Origin of the sequence: Natrinema sp. H-ect4, assembly GCF_041894845.1 — an archaeon.
Classification (GTDB): domain Archaea; phylum Halobacteriota; class Halobacteria; order Halobacteriales; family Natrialbaceae; genus Natrinema.
Window position 1 is genome coordinate 17,701 of sequence record NZ_JBHDYC010000013.1, and the last position, 18,819, is coordinate 36,519.

General features: G+C 62.6%; 18 protein-coding genes and 1 tRNA gene. 7 read left to right on the plus strand and 12 right to left on the minus strand.

Translation table 11 applies throughout. From position 1 onward, the window contains the following. Window positions 1-2 precede the first annotated feature (2 nt). The 3 genes from pstB (at window position 3) to ACEWFR_RS16505 (ending at window position 2,961) form a co-directional block, all read left to right on the plus strand. Window positions 3-914: a phosphate ABC transporter ATP-binding protein PstB gene (gene pstB, locus ACEWFR_RS16495; protein WP_374062081.1), complete on the plus strand. Its 912-nt coding sequence runs from the start codon at window positions 3-5 to the stop codon at window positions 912-914. A 71-nt stretch (window positions 915-985) separates the two neighbouring features. Continuing rightward, window positions 986-1,477 (plus strand): metal-dependent hydrolase, encoded by a 492-nt coding sequence (locus ACEWFR_RS16500; RefSeq protein WP_374062082.1) that lies wholly within the window; start codon window positions 986-988, stop codon window positions 1,475-1,477. Window positions 1,478-1,650: 173 nt separating this feature from the next. After that, window positions 1,651-2,961, plus strand: a complete 1,311-nt coding sequence (locus ACEWFR_RS16505; protein ID WP_374062083.1) for an RNA-guided endonuclease InsQ/TnpB family protein — start codon at window positions 1,651-1,653, stop codon at window positions 2,959-2,961. A gap of 364 nt (window positions 2,962-3,325) precedes the next feature. Here ACEWFR_RS16505 and ACEWFR_RS16510 read toward each other — a convergent pair whose 3' ends face one another. Next, on the minus strand, window positions 3,326-3,775 hold the full coding sequence (locus tag ACEWFR_RS16510; protein ID WP_374062084.1) for a universal stress protein: 450 nt from the start codon (window positions 3,773-3,775) through the stop codon (window positions 3,326-3,328). Window positions 3,776-3,976: 201 nt separating this feature from the next. Between ACEWFR_RS16510 and phoU the strand changes: the two genes are divergently transcribed. Continuing rightward, window positions 3,977-4,648: a phosphate signaling complex protein PhoU gene (gene phoU, locus ACEWFR_RS16515; RefSeq protein WP_374062085.1), complete on the plus strand. Its 672-nt coding sequence runs from the start codon at window positions 3,977-3,979 to the stop codon at window positions 4,646-4,648. Window positions 4,649-4,669: 21 nt separating this feature from the next. Here phoU and ACEWFR_RS16520 read toward each other — a convergent pair whose 3' ends face one another. From ACEWFR_RS16520 to ACEWFR_RS16545, 6 genes are all read right to left on the minus strand, one after another. Beyond that, the gene (locus tag ACEWFR_RS16520; protein WP_374062183.1) at window positions 4,670-5,236 is read right to left on the minus strand and encodes a hypothetical protein; all 567 of its coding nucleotides are present in this window, start codon (window positions 5,234-5,236) and stop codon (window positions 4,670-4,672) included. A gap of 164 nt (window positions 5,237-5,400) precedes the next feature. Then, window positions 5,401-5,805, minus strand: a complete 405-nt coding sequence (locus tag ACEWFR_RS16525) for a hypothetical protein (protein ID WP_374062086.1) — start codon at window positions 5,803-5,805, stop codon at window positions 5,401-5,403. A 1-nt stretch (window position 5,806) separates the two neighbouring features. Beyond that, the gene (locus ACEWFR_RS16530; protein ID WP_374062087.1) at window positions 5,807-7,489 is read right to left on the minus strand and encodes an FAD-dependent monooxygenase; all 1,683 of its coding nucleotides are present in this window, start codon (window positions 7,487-7,489) and stop codon (window positions 5,807-5,809) included. Continuing rightward, on the minus strand, window positions 7,489-9,054 hold the full coding sequence (locus ACEWFR_RS16535) for an electron transfer flavoprotein subunit alpha/FixB family protein (protein ID WP_374062088.1): 1,566 nt from the start codon (window positions 9,052-9,054) through the stop codon (window positions 7,489-7,491). Before ACEWFR_RS16535 ends, ACEWFR_RS16530 begins: the two co-directional genes overlap by 1 nt. A 1-nt stretch (window position 9,055) precedes the next feature. Then, on the minus strand, window positions 9,056-9,919 hold the full coding sequence (locus ACEWFR_RS16540; RefSeq protein WP_374062089.1) for an electron transfer flavoprotein subunit beta/FixA family protein: 864 nt from the start codon (window positions 9,917-9,919) through the stop codon (window positions 9,056-9,058). Between the two features lie 287 nt (window positions 9,920-10,206). After that, the gene (locus tag ACEWFR_RS16545) at window positions 10,207-11,064 is read right to left on the minus strand and encodes a polymer-forming cytoskeletal protein (protein WP_374062090.1); all 858 of its coding nucleotides are present in this window, start codon (window positions 11,062-11,064) and stop codon (window positions 10,207-10,209) included. Window positions 11,065-11,211: 147 nt separating this feature from the next. Between ACEWFR_RS16545 and ACEWFR_RS16550 the strand changes: the two genes are divergently transcribed. Further along, entirely contained in the window at window positions 11,212-11,409 is a 198-nt protein-coding gene (locus tag ACEWFR_RS16550) for a DUF5800 family protein (RefSeq protein ID WP_098726116.1), read from the plus strand. 32 nt (window positions 11,410-11,441) lie between these two features. On the opposite strand, the gene ACEWFR_RS16555 is transcribed toward ACEWFR_RS16550, so the two are convergent. Together ACEWFR_RS16555 and ACEWFR_RS16560 are read right to left on the minus strand one after the other, a co-directional pair. Then, window positions 11,442-12,005, minus strand: coding sequence for a DUF420 domain-containing protein (locus ACEWFR_RS16555; protein WP_374062091.1), 564 nt, complete (start codon window positions 12,003-12,005; stop codon window positions 11,442-11,444). Window positions 12,006-12,795: 790 nt separating this feature from the next. Beyond that, window positions 12,796-12,880: transfer RNA gene (locus ACEWFR_RS16560), tRNA-Leu, on the minus strand. A gap of 239 nt (window positions 12,881-13,119) precedes the next feature. Between ACEWFR_RS16560 and ACEWFR_RS16565 the strand changes: the two genes are divergently transcribed. Further along, complete coding sequence (locus ACEWFR_RS16565) at window positions 13,120-13,887, plus strand: TVP38/TMEM64 family protein (protein WP_374062092.1); 768 nt, start codon at window positions 13,120-13,122, stop codon at window positions 13,885-13,887. 141 nt (window positions 13,888-14,028) lie between these two features. On the opposite strand, the gene ACEWFR_RS16570 is transcribed toward ACEWFR_RS16565, so the two are convergent. From ACEWFR_RS16570 to ACEWFR_RS16580, 3 genes are all read right to left on the minus strand, one after another. Next, complete coding sequence (locus ACEWFR_RS16570; RefSeq protein ID WP_374062093.1) at window positions 14,029-14,568, minus strand: response regulator; 540 nt, start codon at window positions 14,566-14,568, stop codon at window positions 14,029-14,031. A 102-nt stretch (window positions 14,569-14,670) separates the two neighbouring features. Then, window positions 14,671-14,829: an HVO_2523 family zinc finger protein gene (locus tag ACEWFR_RS16575; protein ID WP_374062184.1), complete on the minus strand. Its 159-nt coding sequence runs from the start codon at window positions 14,827-14,829 to the stop codon at window positions 14,671-14,673. Window positions 14,830-15,024: 195 nt separating this feature from the next. After that, window positions 15,025-18,171 (minus strand): adenosylcobalamin-dependent ribonucleoside-diphosphate reductase, encoded by a 3,147-nt coding sequence (locus ACEWFR_RS16580; protein ID WP_374062094.1) that lies wholly within the window; start codon window positions 18,169-18,171, stop codon window positions 15,025-15,027. A 453-nt stretch (window positions 18,172-18,624) separates the two neighbouring features. On the opposite strand from ACEWFR_RS16580, the gene ACEWFR_RS16585 reads away from it, so the two are divergent. Next, the gene (locus ACEWFR_RS16585) at window positions 18,625-18,813 is read left to right on the plus strand and encodes a hypothetical protein (RefSeq protein WP_098726120.1); all 189 of its coding nucleotides are present in this window, start codon (window positions 18,625-18,627) and stop codon (window positions 18,811-18,813) included. Window positions 18,814-18,819 lie beyond the last annotated feature (6 nt).

Consider the following 18,819-nt stretch of genomic DNA (forward strand, 5'->3'; position numbering starts at 1 on the left):
TCATGACACAAGATCCAATGACCGACTCGGACAACGACAGTAAAGCGACCGATGGGGGGCGCGAGAGCCTCGCGAGTAACGATCTCGAGGGATCGACGGCCGACCCCCTCGTCGATTCGTCGATCAACACCGACGACAGGTCAAGCCGATCCGGGGGTGCTTCTCGAACGGTGATCGAATCGCAGGATCTCGATGTATTCTACGACGACGTCCAGGCGTTGCAGTCGGTCGACATCGAAATTCCGGCCGAACAGGTCACGGCGATCATCGGCCCGTCCGGCTGTGGCAAATCAACCTTCCTGCGGTGTATCAACCGGATGAACGACCTCGTCGATGCCGCACGGATCGACGGAGAGTTGCTATTCGAAGGGAAGAACGTCTACGACGACGACGTCGATCCGGTCGTCCTTCGACGCAAGATCGGCATGGTGTTTCAGGCGCCGAACCCATTCCCCAAGAGTATCTACGACAACGTCACCTACGGTCTGAACGTTCAGGGAATCGAGGGAGATTACGACGAGATCGTTGAGAACGCCCTCCGTCGGGCCGCACTCTGGGACGAGGTGAAAGACCAACTCGACTCGAGCGGCCTGGAACTCTCGGGTGGCCAGCAACAGCGGCTGTGTATCGCTCGAGCGATCGCCCCTGATCCGGACGTGATACTGATGGATGAGCCGGCCTCGGCGCTGGACCCGGTCGCGACCTCGAAGATCGAGGACCTGATCGAGGATCTCGCCGAGGAGTACACGGTCATCATCGTCACGCACAACATGCAGCAGGCGGCTCGCATCTCGGATAAGACGGCGGTCTTCCTGACCGGCGGCGAACTCGTCGAGTTCGACGACACGGACAAGATCTTCGAGAATCCCGAACACGACCGCGTCGAGGACTACATTACCGGCAAATTCGGATAGTCCGTCCCGCTGATCACTGTCCGGTACTGACAGTGCCGTTTATGCGTTTGCACCCCATGATAGCCACTCACATGGTTGCGACCGGGGTCCACATTTTGATCAGTCTGGCACTGGTCGTATTGCTCTTCCGATCCGAACGGGCAGAACCGTACCTCGTCACGGCGCTCGCGGCGGCCGTCCCCGACATCGATACGTTCGTCTTTCGGCCGCTGATCGAACTCGGCTACCTCGAGGGGGCGCTGTGGATGCATCGGGGATTGACCCACTCGCTGCTGGCCGGAATCGCTCTCACCATCCTCCTCGCCGCGTTTGGCCCTTGGCGGGCCGCCGCCATCGGATTTGGCTCGCACATTCTCCTCGATTCCCTGAGCGGCGGCGTCCGTCCCTTTGCCCCGTTCGACCTCGCGCTGTACGGGGTTTCCGTCGATTGGCTGCTACTGAATATGTTGATATCGATCATCGCCGTATCCGTGACCCTCGGCGGCTTGCTCGGTATGAAATACGATTTCGGTCGGCAGGTCGTCTCCCATCCCCCTGAGACGCTCTCAGAGCGGTTCCGATAGGTAACCACGTCGAGAAGGGGGTGAAACCGTCGGCTATCTTTCTACGAGGATAGAATCCCGTCGTTTACGCCGGGAGTGAATCCGACAACTCTGACGCCAACTACCGCCGATAGCAGTCCGGATATTCAACGGTGATACACACCATTAAGTCGATTCGTCTACATAGGCTATGTATGGTGATTGAGGTCACTCGCACCTACGTTGGTTCCATTCAGAACCAGCGTCAGGTTTGCGACGGCCTCGATTCGCTCGGAGACTCCGCCTCGAAAATTTGGAATGTCGCACGATGGACAGCCGACCGTATCTGGGACGCAACCGGTAAAATTCCAGATGAGGGAACGCTGAAATCGTATATGAAGAACCGCGAGTGCTGGAAAGACTTGAATGCCCAATCCAGTCAGAAAGTCATCGAAGAACTTTCTGACGCTTTTCAGTCGTGGTTCGACCTGCGACACAAAGACCCGAAGGCGAATCCGCCCGGCTACCGCAAACACGGCGACACCCGACCCCGAAGCACTGTGACGTTCAAAGCAGACGGCTTCAAGCACGACCCCGAAAACAACCGTGTCCGACTCAGTAAAGGGTCGAACCTCAAAGAATCGTGGTCGGATTTCATCCTCTGCGAGTACCAGACTCGCCCGGACGTTGACCTCTCAGAAGTCAACCGGGCGCAGAACGTTCGCGCCGTCTGGAACGGCAATGAGTGGGAACTACACTTCGTCTGTAAAGTCGAACTCGAAACTACCGACTCCGCAGGCGACGAATTGGCGGGTATCGACCTCGGCATCAAGAACATTGCAACGATCGCCTTCCCCGACGAATATGTCCTGTTCCCCGGTAACTCGCTCAAACAGGACAAGCACTATTTCACCCGATCAGAGTACGATACTGAGGGTGAGAACGGCCCCTCAGAGAAGTCGATGTGGGCACGTCAAAAACTCGCAGACCGTGAAACCCACTTCTACCACGTCCTCACGGACACCATCATCACCGAGTGTGTTGAACGCGGTGTTGGAACGCTCGCGGTGAGTTGGCCTGAAGACGTACGTGAGTCAGACTGGGGAAAAACTGGCAATAAGAAGTTGCACTCGTGGGCGTTCGACCGCATCTACCAGTACCTCGAATACAAAGGCGAGATCTGTGGCGTTGAGGTGCTGAAAGAGAACGAGTGGGACACTAGTAAGACCTGCTCACGATGTGGTGACGACACGAAGTCGAACCGTGTCGAACGTGGCCTGTACGTCTGCTCGTCGTGCGAGTTGGTCGGGAACGCGGATTGTAACGGGGCGGAAAATATGCGCCAGAAGATAACTCCGAGTCCTCACGGCGAGGATAGGAGTAACGGCTGTGTGGTGGTTCGAGAGACCGGAGGTCTCTCGTCATCACGAAAGGCGCTATGCGCCTTTCGAACGACACAGCCATCGACATACCTGTTCGACCGCGAGAGCGGGACGTTTCGCACGAGAGAACAGGTCCTGTCGTAGACCGGCAAATATCCCACCTGCGGTACGGGAAGCTCCGCCGTTTACGGCGGGGAGGATGTCACCGGGCCATCGAGCGTGACGGTGAGAGCGATTGCCCCTCGGTCCTGACCGAGAGATCTCCGGAATACGGAGTCGATCAGTTACCTGACGCGATCCCGGCGGGCGGGGAGAGCTGTATCGACGGGGCATACCTTTCTCAGAACCGAACTGATTCGACGATGTCGACGAACAGGAGCTACGAACGTTCCGACCTCCACGGACCGTCGTCAGGTGATCGATCGCTCAGACGGACTACATCAGTCAGTTCCGGCGCGTCCGCTTGGCGGGTCGCGAGTGTGCCGGGACACAGGTGTCGCAGACCGTTTCAGGCGGCGTCGACGGTCCCGTCGGGTCGGACGGTCACGACCGGGAGCGGGGCCGTTCTGACGACTTTGTCGGTAACGCTTCCGAGAATCCGTTTCTCGAACCCGCTTCGACCGGCCGTACCGATGACGATTATGTCGGCGTCGATCTCCGTCGCGTAGTCGACGATTTCGTCCGCAGGAGTGCCGGTTCGGACGACCGCCTCCGCCTCGAGTCCGTTGGCTTCGGCGTCGGCGGTGAGTTCCTCTGCCCACTCGGCCGCGATTTCAGTCACGTCTTCTTTCGTTCGCGGTGGTGCTCCGCCCACGGCCGACACCTCCGAGCGGTCGATGTCACCGACGGCGAGTGCGTGGACGGTGGCATCCATCTTCGTGGCGATATCAAAGCCAGCAACGGCTGCTTTTTCGGCGTATTCGCTACCGTCCGTTGGTATTACAATATTATTTTCCATCGTATGTTCTGTGGTTATTGATATAGTGAAACGAACACATAGCCATTCACACGGTGGCAATACTTCTGGTGGGAGGTGTGCGGACCACTCGCAGTCGTCGACGGATTCGACCGCCGTGCAGACGAAACCGAGCGTCGCAAGGTCGCCGCTCGTCGGCCAGTGAGCACAAGCTATATCTTCGCCCGGACAGGTGCGTGCATCATGGCCAGAAAATCCTACCAGGAGAAGCTCACGGAGCTCCGTGAGGATGTGCTCTACATGAGTGAAGTCGTCATGGAACGACTTCGCATGGGACTCGACGCCCTCGAGCAGAAAGATGAAGACCTCGCCCGGGAAGTGATCGAGGGCGACGGCGAGATCAACCGGATGTATCTCGATCTCGAGCAGGACTGTATCGACCTGCTTGCGCTGCAACAGCCGGTGGCGAGCGACCTGCGATTCATCGCCGCCTCGTTCAAGATCATCACCGATCTCGAGCGGATCGCCGACCTCGCGACCAACCTCGGCGAGTACACGTTTGACGCCGAACAGGACCTGTTCCCCGATGTCGACGTCCAGGAGATGGGCGATCTCACTCTCGACATGCTCGAGGACGCGATGCTCGCCTACGATACCGAGGACACCGAAACCTGTCGAGAACTCGCGGCCCGCGACGACGAACTCGATCAGTTCGCCGAACGCGCAAGCGAGATCGTCGTTCGCGACCTCATCGAGCGCGAACTCGATTCGCCGAACGAGGTCGAACGGTTACTCCAGGACGTCTCGCGGCTCCTGTTGACGATTCGCGACCTCGAGCGCGTCGGCGACCACGCGGTCAACATCGCCGCGCGGACGCTCTATATGGTCGAAAACGACGACGAGCTCATCTACTGAACGCCCCGCTCGAGAACCGAGTTACTCGGATTCGTTGCCGTCCGTTTCGTTCCCCATCGACTCGTTGCCGTCCGTCTCGTTCCCCATCGTCTCGTTGCCGTCCGTTTCGTTGCCGTCCGTTTCGTTGTCAGTTCCGCCGCCACCGTCGCCGCTTTCGACCTGGATATCGCCGATCATCGTCGTCGGGTGGACCTGGCAGATGTACGTGACCATCTCGCTGCTGGCCTCGAACTCGAGCCACTGGTCTTCGGGTTCGGTGACGATTTCCGTCTGAAGATCATCGATGACCTCGTCGTTTTCGTCGCGGATTTCGATGTTGTGCCGGGCGCCGTCGCCGGTCGTCCACCCGATCTCGTAGGTTTCTCCCTCCTGGAGGACGAGCGTCGGGTTCTCCGCGTCCGCGATCGAGTCGGGCGCGATGCCGAGCCAGCCGGCCGTCTGCCCGTCGAACTCGATCTGCGTGCCGGGCTCGATCGTCGTGTCCCCATTGTCTCCGTTACCGCCGTTGCCGTTGCCGTTGCCGTTGCCACCGCCACCACAGCCCGCAACGACTGCCGTTGAAGCCGCGACACCTGTCAACTGAAGCATTCGCCGTCGGGATAACCGATCGTCTCGTGCCATCGGGCTGACTTTGCGCTCAACGGGAATAGTCGAATACCCGTCTACTGCGTGGGACTCAAGTACGAGCCGGTCTGCGCGGAATTTGCGGGCATTTCTCACATTGCCCTGTCCGTCGGTACCGGCCCGGGTTGCTACCCGGTCGGCGGCGACGCCCGGTCGCGTTTCGGGACGCGGGTCAGCAACTGGGCCGTGTCGACGATGTTTCGCGTTTCGAGCAGCAGTTCCGCCGCCTCCCGGACCGTAAACGCCGCCTCGAGGTCGACGCCGTGACAGCGCGTGTAACACTCGAGCCAGCGGTTCATCGCGGTCTCGAGCGCCTCGAACTCGGGTTCGGTAAACGGCACCAGTCGGCCGCCGGTGCGGGCTTCGACGTAGAGCCAGATGGCCTGACCCGCTCCCTCGCGCAGGTACGTATCAGCGGTGTCCGGACTCGGATCGACGGCCGTCTCGCCGTCCGAACCGTCGGTGTCGAGCGCCGCCCGCTCGCGCTCGGCCCGGCGGGCGAGCGCGGCGATCCGGGGACCGTATCGGCTCATCCTATCCCTCGCGGTACTCGACGCCCTTGCCGCCTTGTGGGTGTTCCCACTCGGTATCGGCGACGATCGCACAGGTGCCACACTCGACGCAGGGTTGCGTGTCGAGACTGACAAGCGTCTCCTCGCTGCCGTTCGTTTTGACCGTCTCCGAGCGGTAACAGCCGCCGCCGAAGTCCTCGGCGCTAACCGGACAGGCGCTGACGGCTGCGCCGCTGGCGGCATAGGATTCGTCTCGGAGTTCGATGTGGGGATTGCCCACGTCGGTATCGTAGGTCAGGTCGCCGATGCGCTCCTCGAGGGTGGGCGGTTCGATCTCGCTCTCCCAGTGGATCGTCTTGCCGTGCTCCTCCGCGATCAGCGTCGGCAGGGAGACGTAGCCGGTCTTCGTATCGGGGAGCATCGAGACGAGGAACGGCGAGTTGTACGCCCGCTGGAGCAGCCGGTCCGCGATCGGATTGCCGACCGCGAGCGAGCCGATCGGGGACTCGAGCACCCGTTCGACCGCCGCGGTAACGGTGTCGTGTTCGCCGACGGTCCGGCTCAGCTCGTACCGCCGGGGGCGGAGCTTGTCCATCGTCCCCGAGTCCTCGAGCATCTTCGTGTATCGGCGGCCCGCAGCGTCCGGATCGCTGTTGCCGCGGGTGACGGCGAAGGCATCGGCGGCGAGCGCGCCGGCGGTGACGGCGTGGTTCATTCCCTTGATGATCGGCCCCTGGGCCTGCATCTGGCCGGCGGCGTCGCCGACGAGCACGAGTCGATCGCGATAGGGCTCGCGGTGGGCGACCTTCTTCGAGTCGGGGACGAGCTTCGCCGCGTACTCGCGCTCGTGATACTCGTTTTTGAACCAGCCCGCCAGCAGCGGGTGGGTCAACAGCGCATCGAGCAGTTCGTGGGGTTCGGCCTCCTGCTCGACGAGACTGTCGAGGTGGAAGACGGTCCCGATCGAGAGCGACTCCTCGTTTGTGTAGAGGAATCCGCCACCTCGGACGTCCTCGAAGAGGTCGCCCGAGAACAGGTGGGCCGCACCCTCGTCCGGCCCGATATCGAACCGGTCGTCGATCGCGTCGGGATCCATATCGACGACGGCCTTGACGCCCTGGAACCACTCGTCGGGCTCCTGCCAGTCCATCAGCCCCGCCTCGCGGGCGAGTTCGGAGTTGACGCCGTCGGCTGCGACGATCAGATCGGCTTTGATCGGGTCGAGTTCGTCGCAGGTGACGCCGACGATCTCTCCGTTCTCCTCGAGCAGACCGTTCACCCGCACGTTCGTCAGGACGCCGCCGCCGGTCTCGCTCGTCTTCTCGTGGACGCGCTTCTCGAGCCAGGAGTCCATCTCGCGGCGGAGGACGGCATCACACCAGTCGGTGTCGTGTTCGTGGAGATCGGCCAGATCGTAGGTCTTGACCGAGTTTCCGGCCACGTTGTGGATGTAGTAGTCCGTGACCGGCCGCTCGGCGGCTTCCTCGCGGAAGCCGTCGAAGAGGTCGTCGAGCGTGTAGGGGGCTGAATCCTCGGCGTAGAGCAGCCCGCCGGAAACGTTCTTCGAGCCCGCTTCGGTCCCGCGCTCTAAGACGAGCGTCTCGATGCCGTGATCGGCCAGCCGCGCGGCCGCCGCGGCCCCGCCGGGGCCACAGCCGACGACGACGGCCTCGTACTGTTCGTAGGTGTTCGTCGCTGCCGCCATCACTCGTCACCTCCGTCGGCGACGGCCTCGGGCTCGAGAGCTGTTTCACCGGATTCGACGGCCGCCGTGAGACGCGGCAGAACGTCGAAGAGGTCGCCCTCGACGAAGTAATCCGAGAAGTCCCGGATCCGGGCGTCGGGGTCGGTGTTGATCGCGACGATGGTGTCGGACTCGTCCATCCCGACCTTGTGCTGGACCGCGCCAGAGACGCCCGCCGCGATGTACACGTCGGGCGCGACGACCTGGCCGGTCTCGCCGATCTGGCGTTCCTCTTTCGAGTACTGTTCGACGTGGCCCTCGAACTGGTAGGAGGAGGTGACGATCCCCCGCGTGATGCCGAGTTCGGCGTCATCGAACGCGTCGACCAGATCGAGGCCGAGTTCCATCCCCTCGGTCGGATCGTCGGCGATTCCGCGGCCGAGACAGACGATTACGTCGTGACCGGTGAGGTCGATTCCGGCCTCGAGCCGGTCGTATTCGGTGATCTCGACGCGGAACCAGTCGTCCTCGAGGGCCATGTCGTGTTCGACGACGAGTCCCTCCCGGTCGGGGTCGCGCTCGATCGGGTCGAAGCTGCCCGGAATCACTGAACACCCTTGTGGGTGGAAGTCCCGATCCGGGTTGTCGAGACAGAGGATCGTCGAGTACTCGAACCCGGAGAAGTCCGGTCGCTTCATGTGCAGGACCTTTTTGACGGTCTTCTTGACTCCGGGTTCGCCGGTTTTGACCGGGTTCGAGATCTCGTTCTCTTCGATGAACAGGTCCGAACAGTCCGAAGCGAGTCCGGAGTCGAGTTCGGCCTGGACCTTCGCCGAGAGGTCCCGCCCGTTGTTCGTCGCCGGGAACAGGACGTAGCGCGGTTTGTCGTAATCGCGCCAGTCGGTGCTCTCGACGGTCCCCTCGCCGCGAGCCATGTGTGCCGATATTTCGGTGTAGGGCTTGTGGAGGAATCGCTCGAGGCGCTCGTCTTCGTGATAGACGGCCACATCGGCACCGTAGGCGATGCACTCCTCAGCGAGGCCCTCGCAGTCGTCGCCCATCAGGAACGCGACGACGCGCTCCTCGTCGCCGTAATCGTCCGCGAACTGATCCATCAGTTCGCGGCCCTTGCCGAGCATCTCCTTTGAGACCTCGAGCAATTCGCCGCCTTGGGTCTCACAGAACACCCACAAGTCCGCGTAGTCGCCGTCCGCGAGCGCCCGGACGTGTTTCTTGTCGCGGGTGGGATGTGAGAGGCCGTCGTCTTCCGCTGGTTCATCGTCTGCCGCTTCCGCCGGTTCGTCATCCGCCGCTTCCGCCGCATCGTCTTGCGCTTCCTCACCGACGTCCTCTTTCGTCTCCTCGTACTCGCCTTCCGTCTCCGTTCCCTCCTCGACACCGTCGCTCTCGTCGCCGTCGGCACCGATCTCCGCGAGTCGCTGGTGGACCGCCTCGCGGGCCGTCGCCCGGTCCTGACCCGCTCGTTCGGCCTCGAGGATCGCCTGCAGTTCGTCCTCGTCGTCTACGGTGTCGAGTTCCGCGGTCAGTTCGTCGACCGTGTGATCGTCCGGATCGATCGCCGTCATTTCAATCACCCGCCTCCGCGGCGTAGGGCTGCATCTCCTCGAGTACCTCGCTCATGCCGCCGTCGGGATCGATCATCGTCGCCTCCCGTTCCGAGGGCGCTTTGGGGATCGGATCGACCGACGAGACGATGGTCGGCGAGCCGTCAAGTCCGATGTAGTCGGGATCGAGGTTCAGGTCCTCGTGATCCCACGTCGTCAGGTACTCCTCGTGCTCGGTGGCTCGCTCTTCGGTTTCGGCTCGCAGTGCTTTGTGCGTCAGCCTGTGTGAAGCCTTTCGATACGTCGGCTCGAACTCGGGATCGGTGACGACGAAACAGGGTAAGGGCGCTTCGACCGTCTCGATCTCGTCGACGTCGCCCTCGACGAGTCGTTTCGCGCGGAGCGTCCGTTCCTCGGGGTCGATGTCGAGCGCGACCACGTGGGTGACGATCGGCCAGTCCATGGCCCAGCAGGTCTGGGGTCCGGTCTGTCCGGTCTCGCCGTCCGCCGTTTTGAACCCCGCGAACACGATGTCGACGTCGGCAACGTTCTCCTGATAGGTCTCGAGGCCGGCGCTGAGCGTGATCGCAGTCGCCCACGTGTCGGAAGCGGCCAGTTCCCGATCGGAAAGTAGGTAGCTGTCGTCGGTGTAGACCGTCTCCATCGCCCCCTTCAGGACGTCGGCGTACCCCGGCGGTCCCATACTCATCCCCGTGACGTGGCCGCCGTGGCGTACCGTGGTCTGGAGCGCTGCCTGCAGCGCGAACTCGTCGTTCGGATTCATCACCGTCGGCGTCTTCCCGCGCTCTAAGTGGCCGTCCTCGTCGAACGAGACGGCACCCTCCGAGAAGTCCGGAACGCCTTTCGTCAGTACGATTGACCGCATGAATACCTCCGCCTGTGTGTGTCTGTGTTTACCATGCCTGTGGGACCTTTTCATATTATCAGTATTAAGAATAGGGGTCAAAATCGCCGATAGGGGGTGGTATTCGGAGGTGTCCGTTTCCAAAAGCCAAATTGAATCAGAGGGGCGACCCGTGGTAGCAAGCGCTTCGACAGGGATCTGGGACGGATCGAACGTAGCGGCGGAGGATGGATCGAACGTAGCGGCGGAGGATGGATCGAACGTAGCGGCGGAGGATGGATCGAACGTAGCGGCGGGGACGGCTCGCGTTACTCGCGTTCGCGTTCGGTCGTCCGCATCGTGATCTCGCCGTCGGCACGGATCGTGCCGTCGACCTCGGCGTCGGGACCAAGCTCGAGGTCGTCACAGGAGACGTCGCCGAGGATGCGAGCGTCATGGTCGATGGTGACGTCGCCGTCTCGAGTGGTGACGTCACCGTGGATGCGGGTTCCGTCGCCGACGGTGACGTCGCCGCGGGCCCGAAGACTCCCGAAGACGTTGCAATCGGCACCGACGTCGATCGTCTCCGCGCGGACGTTGCCGTGAAGTCGGCAGTCGTCGCCGATCGTCGCGGGCGTGGAGACCCGCCAGGCGTCATCACCGACGGTCGCGTTCCGAGGGATGATGAGCGGATCGGTTTCCGGCTCGTCGTCTTCCTCGTCGACGAGTTCGGAGATGAGCCGTTGGGCAGCGTCTTCTTCGCCGATCAGGAGGAGGTGTTTGAGGTAGACGAAGAGCAACACGATCGTCGGCATCGGGTTCCGAATGACGATCCAGCCGTTGGCCTCGAACCCCTCCTCGATTTCGACGTCGTCGCCGATATCGAGGTCGCCCGCGACTTTCAGCTTCCCGCCGATGTGGACGCGCTCGCCGATATAGGCGTCCTGCCCGACGAGTACGTTTTCCGCGACGTCACACCACATGTCGAGTCGGCAGTCGCCGTCGGCCTCGATCGCACCGCGAAACTCGGCGCTCTCGCCCGCCAGTACGTTTCGGCCGCGGACGCCGAACTCGATGGTCGAACGGCCGCCCACGAGGACGTCCCCGTCCGTTACGAGGTCGCGCTCCTGGGCTTCCGTCCCGTCGGGAACGACGAGTTCGTCGAGCGGATCCCTGCTGAAGGCCACATTCGCATCCAAAGGGAGTACCGCCTAATAAACCTCGCGCGTCGTCAGTCGTTCGTCTGACGCCCGTCTGCCGTTCCGATCGCTCGCGTCTCGCAGCCGTCGGACACAGTCGCCTCGCTTTTACACTCCCGCTGCATACGACCAGCCATGACTACGCTCGCATTCGACGACGAGGGCGTCGACGTCGTCTATGAAGGCACCGAGTTCCGCCTCGAGCAGGAACTCATCGAGGAGGCAACCGAGAAATCCTACTACGACGTGACCGACCACGAGGTGTTGCAGATCGTCGCCGAACAGCCGAACCTGCAGGGCGAACCGCGCCGTATTGGCGATATTCTGGACTGAGTCGGTCGATCTCCGTCTTCGAACGGCGCTCCTCAGTAGATGACGTGAAGCAGTACGAAGACGACGATCCCGAGCGAGAAGGAGAGCAGCCACAGCGTCGCCGCGATCCGACCGATACGGGCGTGACTCGTTTCCGGCAGCTCCGCGACCGGACGGGAGAGCGCGAGCAACAGCGCGTAGTACACCAGCGGAATACAGACGATCGCCAACAGGATGTGAACGGCCAGAATCGGCAGGTAGACGAACTGTTCGACGGCCGCCGGTCCCGGAAAGTCCTGCGGTCCGCCGGTCACGGTCAGCCGGTAGAGATAGAGCGCGAGAAAGCTCGCGAACAGGCCGAACGAGGACACCATTGCGGCCCGATGGCGATCGATCTCGCCGCGGCGGATCGCCCGCCAGCCGACCGTGATCGTCCCGATGGCGATCGCGCTGAGCACGGCGTTGACGAGCGGGATCGCGTCGATGACCCACTCCGGTGCCGCCGGCACGCTCGAGGACGGAATCCGGCCGCCCGCGGCCGCGAAGACGACCGCCAGCGACACGACGCTCAACACGCCGGTGAGGAGGCGCACGCGCTCTCGAGGAACGTATTCCATACGTGAGCGTTCGAGCGGAACGGGAAAGTGGTTACTCTCCGCACTGGACTCGAGCCAGGATTCGAGAAATGGCAGATCAAGGGAACCCACGTATCACTCCAGACCGTTGCCCGGTGTGCGGTGGCGCGCGCTGTCGGCAGACCGAGCGTCGCGAGGTGCGAATACAGTGAGCACCTCGGAAAGCGAACGGTGACCGGAGGGAACCGTGAGCCAAGCGAGGGCGGCCGACGATATTGCGCGAGGGATGAATGAGCGAGTACAGCGAGCGAATGAATCGGCTGGGGAGGGCGTGGCGATTCCCTGCTGTCACGATAGCAGGTCGCTTCATCTCACTCAGTCACTCGCAGAACTCACTGTTCCCTTCACACTTTTACTGTACAGGAGTTTACTCCGATACCAGACGGAACGGAGATTCAGAATTCGCCATCGCTCTACTCGAGCCAACTCCAACAAGTATCACACAAAGCTATCGCTCGTCAGTGTAGCGTCGAAACGAATTATGCGTGGGTGATGTCCTCGAAGGGAGATCACCTGCATCGGTCGTGGTGGACATCGTCCACCGGTGCGATGCGTGGGACCGGATTTGAACTTCCGTCGTTCCGCTTCGCTCCACGACGGCATTCGCGATTGGCAAAGCCAATCGCTCATCGGCGGACCCCTATGGGACAGTGCTTGACTTCGAGAAACCAGTTGCTCGTCGGGAGTAGCATCGGAACGAATTATGCGTGGGTGATGTCCTCGAAGGGAGATCACCTGCATCGGTCGTGGTGGACATCGTCCACCGGTGCGATGCGTGGGACCGGATTTGAACCGGCGGACCCCTACGGGACAGCGCCCTCAACGCTGCGCCGTTGGCCTGGCTTGGCTACCCACGCTCGCGGTCTCTGTCTGCACTCAATCGTATCCAGCGTGATTATAAAAGCCCTTTCCTTTGGGTCGGCGACTGCGGCCGTGTCCCACGGAATTGCGGCCGGCGAGTGTCGGATACTCGACCCGCTCGTTTCGCGAGCGCGAGGAGCGCGATCACGGTCCCACGAGAGTCGCTCGCTGTGCGGTCGTCGATCGAACCGCGAGAGACACAAAGGTTTCAGTACTCGAGCGAAATTGTCGACCGATGTCGCTGTCGTCGGCTCGGACGCGCGCGCTCGCAGGTGCCATTATGGCCACCGCGATGGTCGCTGCGGGCCTCCTCGTCTCGCCGTCGACGACGCTCGGTGCCGTCGACTCGCTCACCGCGGACCCGCTCCTGTTCGGGCTCGTCGTCGCCGGCCTCTACCTCGTGCGGCCGCTGCTCGCGTGGCCGACGACGCCGCTTGCAGCCGTCGTCGGCTACGGCTTCGGCGCGGCCGTCGGACTCCCGATCGCACTCCTCGGCGTGGTCGTGACCGTGCTCCCCGTCTTCGTCGCCGCTCGCTGGCTCAGCGCGGACAACGCGGCTGCGTCGGAGACGACTCCTCACACTCGAGATCCCGCTCCTGAGAACGAGGGCGATCGCAGCCGGCTCCTCGAGCGGGCCGGCGACGCCGTCGCACGCTACTACGAAACGGCGGGACCGCTTCGGGGCGTCACCGCCTCGCGGCTCGCACCGATTCCGTCGGATATCGCGACCTGTGCCGCCGCGGTCAGCGGCGTGTCGCTCCGCCAGTTCGTGGTCGGAACGGTGATCGGTGAGTTCCCGTGGACGACCGCGGCGGTCGTCGTCGGTGCCTCAGCGGCGACGGTCACCTCGAGCGGGATCGGTGAACTCGGCGTAGTGTTCTCGCTCGTCTGTGCCGCCGCTGCCCTCGTCCTCCTCGCCGGCCCCGCATACGGTACCGTCCGAAGGGAGCGTCGACCGGGACCGGACGAGACGGAGAACGCGGGACGATCGGCGGACAGCTAACGCTTCGATTCCGAGGGCTCCGATCCCGGCGTCGCAATACTCAGCGCTCCGATTCCGGAAGCTCCGATCACTGGCCCTTCGAATCCGGCTTCCGATAGGGGAGGAGAACTGCGTCGAGAGAATCCGTTTTCCAACCGAGATCTATCGACCAGGGGGGTACTCTTCGTCGAGGCCTTCGACGAGCGAATCGCTCATCTCCTTCAGATCCGACTCGAGCCGTCGGTAGGCCTCGGTGTCGGTCAGCTCCTCGATGGACGCTTCGTCCTCTAACGTCTCCATCTTGTTCGAGATGGACTCGAGTTCCCGCCGGTTGTCGTCGCCGTAGCGCGACTGGACCCGAAGGTTCTCGATGATCCGCGTGAGCTGGGTTCGCGTGACGGGTTTCGTAAGGTAGTCGTCGATGTCCAGTTCGACGATATCGAGCCCGGGATCGACCGCGGTCACCATGAGCACCCAGCAGTCGTAGCCCGTCGCTCGGATCTCCTCGAGCACCCGGTCACCGGTGATGTCGGGCATGTGCCTGTCGAGCAGGACGATATCGATCGCGTCGCTCATTCGCTCGAGTGCAGTGGAGCCGTCGTAGGCGGTCACGACCTCATAATCCTCGCCGACCCACATCGCATAGAGGTCGGCGAGTTCCCGTTCGTCGTCGACGACAAGGATCGTCGGTTGCGCGGACATGTATTCGTTGTTCGAGACCACAGACCGTCGTCTTGTAGGGGTTCCGGGCGACTCACGGCTCGAGTCGGCTGCTGAAAGAGCCGACTCGCCACTACCGCGATCTCAACGGAAGGGGTCGCTGCAGTCGATGATGACCCCGTGCTGGGGACAGACGTACTTACAGTGGCGTTTGTACATCGGGGCCTCACAGTGTGGACAGCGCGGCGCACCGGCGGACCGTTCGCTCGAGTTGGCCGCGCCGGTACTACTGGCGTCGCCCACATTGGCACTCCCAGCGGAGCCGTCCGCGTCGGCAGTATCCGATCCCGTCCCGCCGTCGGCAGTCATACGCCAGTGTTCTCACCGGGCGATGCTAAGTGTGGTGTTGCCGCGGCTCAGCGGTGGAAACGGGAGCACAAAATACAAAGACGAGAAAAACGGCAGCAGATACAGCGCAGAAACGGCCTTACTCAGCGCTCAGCATTCCGACCAGCCACAGCTATTGCAGGTTTTGCATCCTTCGCTGAACTCGAGCGCGAGCGAGCCACAGTCGGGACACTCCGGCGACTCGCCGGCGTCGATGAGGTCCTGCGTTGCGTCGTCAGCGTCGGCGTCAGCACCGGCGTCAACAGTCGCAGACGGACCGCCCTCCGCGGCGGCCGCGCCGCCGTCGGTCTCGGGCCCGTTGTACTCGCTGAGATCCGCGTCGGCCGACTCCTCGAGCGTCTGCTGTTTCGGGTACGGCTTATCGATCTCGTTCTCGAGGTACCGGCGCATCGCGGTGCCGATGGCGTCGGGGATGGACTGAATCTGTTCGCCCTTGTCCCAGGCCACCTTCGGCGAGCGAGTGCCACAGAGTTCGTCAACGATCTCCTCGGGGTCGACGCCCGAACGCAGCGAGGTCGAGATGACCTTCGCGAGCGCCTCGGTGAAGGAGTTCGTGAACCCACCGGAGTGACCGATGTTCGCGAACAGCTCGAACGGCTGACCGGTCTCGGGATCCTCGTTGATCGTTACGTAGATCTTCCCGTAACCGGTGTCGATGCGCTGGCTGACGCCCTGCAGCGCGTCGGGTCGCTCGCGCTTCTCGGTGAAGTCGACCTGAACCGGCTGGCGGCTGTCACCGAGCAGTGCGTCGACGTCCTCCTCGAGGACGTCCTGAACTTCCTGGCTCTCGAGGAAGGCCTCGAGGCCGCCGAAGATTTCGTCGATCTGCTCGACCAGGGCCTGTGCGGCCTCGGTCTCGTCGGCGAAGTCGGCGTTGTCGGCACGCGTCGTCAGCACCTGCTTCGATCGGGTGCCGTCGCGGTAGTAGGTGACGCCCTTCCCGCCGTTCTCGTAGACCCACTCGAAGACCTCCTTGGCGTCCTCGAGCGTGGAGTCGTTGGGCGCGTTGACCGTCTTTGAGATGGCCGAGTCGACGCCGTTCTGGCAGGCACACTGCACCGCTGCGTGCTGTTTGGCCGAGACGTCGGACGTGATAACGAACAGTTCGCCGATCGCGTCCGGCACCGTCGAGAGGCCTTCGACGCCGTCGAACTGGTTCGTCGCCATCTGGTCTTGGGCCTCTTCCTTGACCGCATCGATGTCGATGTCGTTGTCCTCTAAGACGCGGAGGAAGTAGTCGTCGAACTCGACGAGCATCTCGTCGCCCTGTACGTCGTCGGTGACGTTCTTGTAGTAGGCGACGTTGTAGATGGGCTCGCAGCCGCCCGTCGTGTTGCCGACCATCGAGGTCGTCCCGGTCGGGGCGATGGTCGTGACGTTGTGGTTGCGGATCGGGAAGCCGTCTTCCCAGTCATCGGCGGATTCCCCGGTCTGGCGCTCGAACCACTCGCGGTACTCCGTCGGGTTGGCGTATTTGGACTCGTTCCAGTCGTTGAAGGAGCCGCGCTCGCGGGCGAGTTCGTGGCTCGTCGCCTTCGCGCCGTGGTTGATGTGGGTCATCAGCTGGCTGGCGACTTCGTTCCCTTCGTCGCTGCCGTATTTGATCCCGAGCTGGACGTACAGCTGGGCCAGGCCCATGACGCCCAGACCGATCTTGCGCATGTCGCGGACCTTCTCCTCGATCTCTTCGACCGGGAAGTCCGACATCGTGACGACGTTCTCCAAAAAGCGCGTGCCGTACTCGATGCGCTCGTCGAACTCCTCGAAGTCGATGGCCTCCTCGAGGAAGGCCGCGACGGCCGCTTCCTGGCTGTCGTACTCGTTGGCGTGCTCGTCGGACCAGACGCGCCAGTCGGGCGCGTCGAGGTCCGCCAGCGTCGAGAGGTTGATGTGGCCGAGGTTACAGGCCTCGTACTCCTCGAGGGGCTGTTCGCCACAGGGGTTCGTCGCGAGCATCCGATGGTCGTCTTGCTTCTCGACGTCGAAGGAGTGCTCCTTGTTCACTCGCTCGAGGTAGATGACGCCCGGTTCACCGTTCTCGTGGGCTCCCTGGACGATGCGCTCCCAGACGAGTTCCGCGGGGATCGAGAGCGGTTCGCCGACCTCGATGTGATCGCCGAGGTCGTACCGGCTGTACATTTCCTTGGTCTCCTCGGTGGCGATGTGGGGCTCCTCGGTCCGCGGGTTGGTGAAGGTGTACTCCTCGTCGTTCTGGACGGCCTCCATGAAGTCGTCGGTGACGCCGACGGAGATGTTGAAGTTCGAGAGGTGGCCCTCGACGGCGTTCCGCAGGTGCTTGGGGACGCGTCCGTCCTCGTCGATGAGGTCGCGGGCTTCCTCGAGCGCCTCCGAGAAGGTGGTGTAAGTGTAGTCGTCCGGGTCGTTCAGCCGCAGCGTGTGAGCGAGCGAGACGTCCTTGTTCTTGGCGTGGATGAACTCGATGACGTCAGGGTGGGAGACGCGCATGATGCCCATCTGGGCACCGCGGCGGGTTCCGCCCTGTGCGATAGTCTCACAGAGCTGGTCGTAGGTCCGCATGAAGGTGATCGGGCCCGACGCGATGCCGCCGGTCGAGCCGACCGAGTCGCCGTAGGGTCGCAGCTGCCAGAAGCCGTAGCCGACGCCGCCGCCGGACTGGAAGACTTCGGCCGCCTTCTTGGCGGTCTCGTGGATGTCCGAGAGGTCGTCGTCGGGCGACATAACGAAACAGGCCGAGAGCTGCTGGAGCTCGTTGCCCGCGTTCATCAGGGTCGGCGAGTTCGGCATAAAGGAGAGCGACTCCATTCCGTCGGTAAAGGTCTCGGCGACGTCCTCGACGTGGGTTCGAACCTCGTCGGGGAGTTCGGGAACGATCGTGTCGTAGGCGAACTTGTTGACGTTGCGCTCGGTGAGCGTCGTCTCGACGTCGTCGTCCGCGGTGACACCCTCCCCGAAGACCTCCGTGGCGAGTTCGTCTCGTCGCGGGTGGTCGGGCTTTAGCTGGTCGGGCGTGACGGTGATCTCGAGGTCGCGTTTTTCGGCCTCGTAGACGGCTTCGGCCAGCGCGATGTTCGTGCCGACGCGATCGAAGAGGTCCTCTTGGGTCTCGATCAGATCGCCGTTGGCGTCCTTCCGCAGATAGCGGGCCGGCAGAATGTTCTCGTAGGCGTTGTCGGTCAATCGCTCCGCCAAGGTGTCCCCGTCGGAGCGCTTGATCGGGAGCGTCAGATCCGCCGCGGAGAGCTCGACATCACTCATGCGCGAATCACCTCGTCGGTACACCGCTGGCACACACCGATTCTGGCGTCAATCCGGGTCGTTGCTCTCATCATTCGTAACGAAGGTTCGGTATTCATGCATCCATCATAAAACGTGGTGTTGTTGTCCCACTTTTCTTGTAGTAATACAAATACAGTTGTAATGATGTCTCTGTAACCTATCGTTTCGCTGCCTCCCGCGGCCGCCGAGACGGCCGCCTGTGTGGTCACTACGTCCTACGTCGCCGACCGTCTTAACGATTTTCAGACCGGACTGAAAGTGACTGTGAGCGACGAGAATCCGTCGCATTCGTGCGGTTTTCTCTTTCACGGGTGTTTCGGTGTACCGGGAAGGTAGCGTCGCTCGAGTCAGTCACTGACCGGAGTCAGTCACTGTCGGAAGTTAGTCACGATATCCAGAAAGATTACGTCCCTGCAGTACGCGAGGTCGCATATGATCGAAGCACTGACATCGGGGCCGACGATCCTCCTCGTACTGGCCGGACTGGCTGCCTTCGCCGTCGCCGTCGTCGCAATTAAAATCGCGATCAAACTGGCCGTCCGTATCGGCATCGTCGCCGCCGTCGTCCTCGCCGGGCTCTATGCCGCCGGGTTCACCGACCTGTCGTTTCTGCCGTTCTAGACCGCC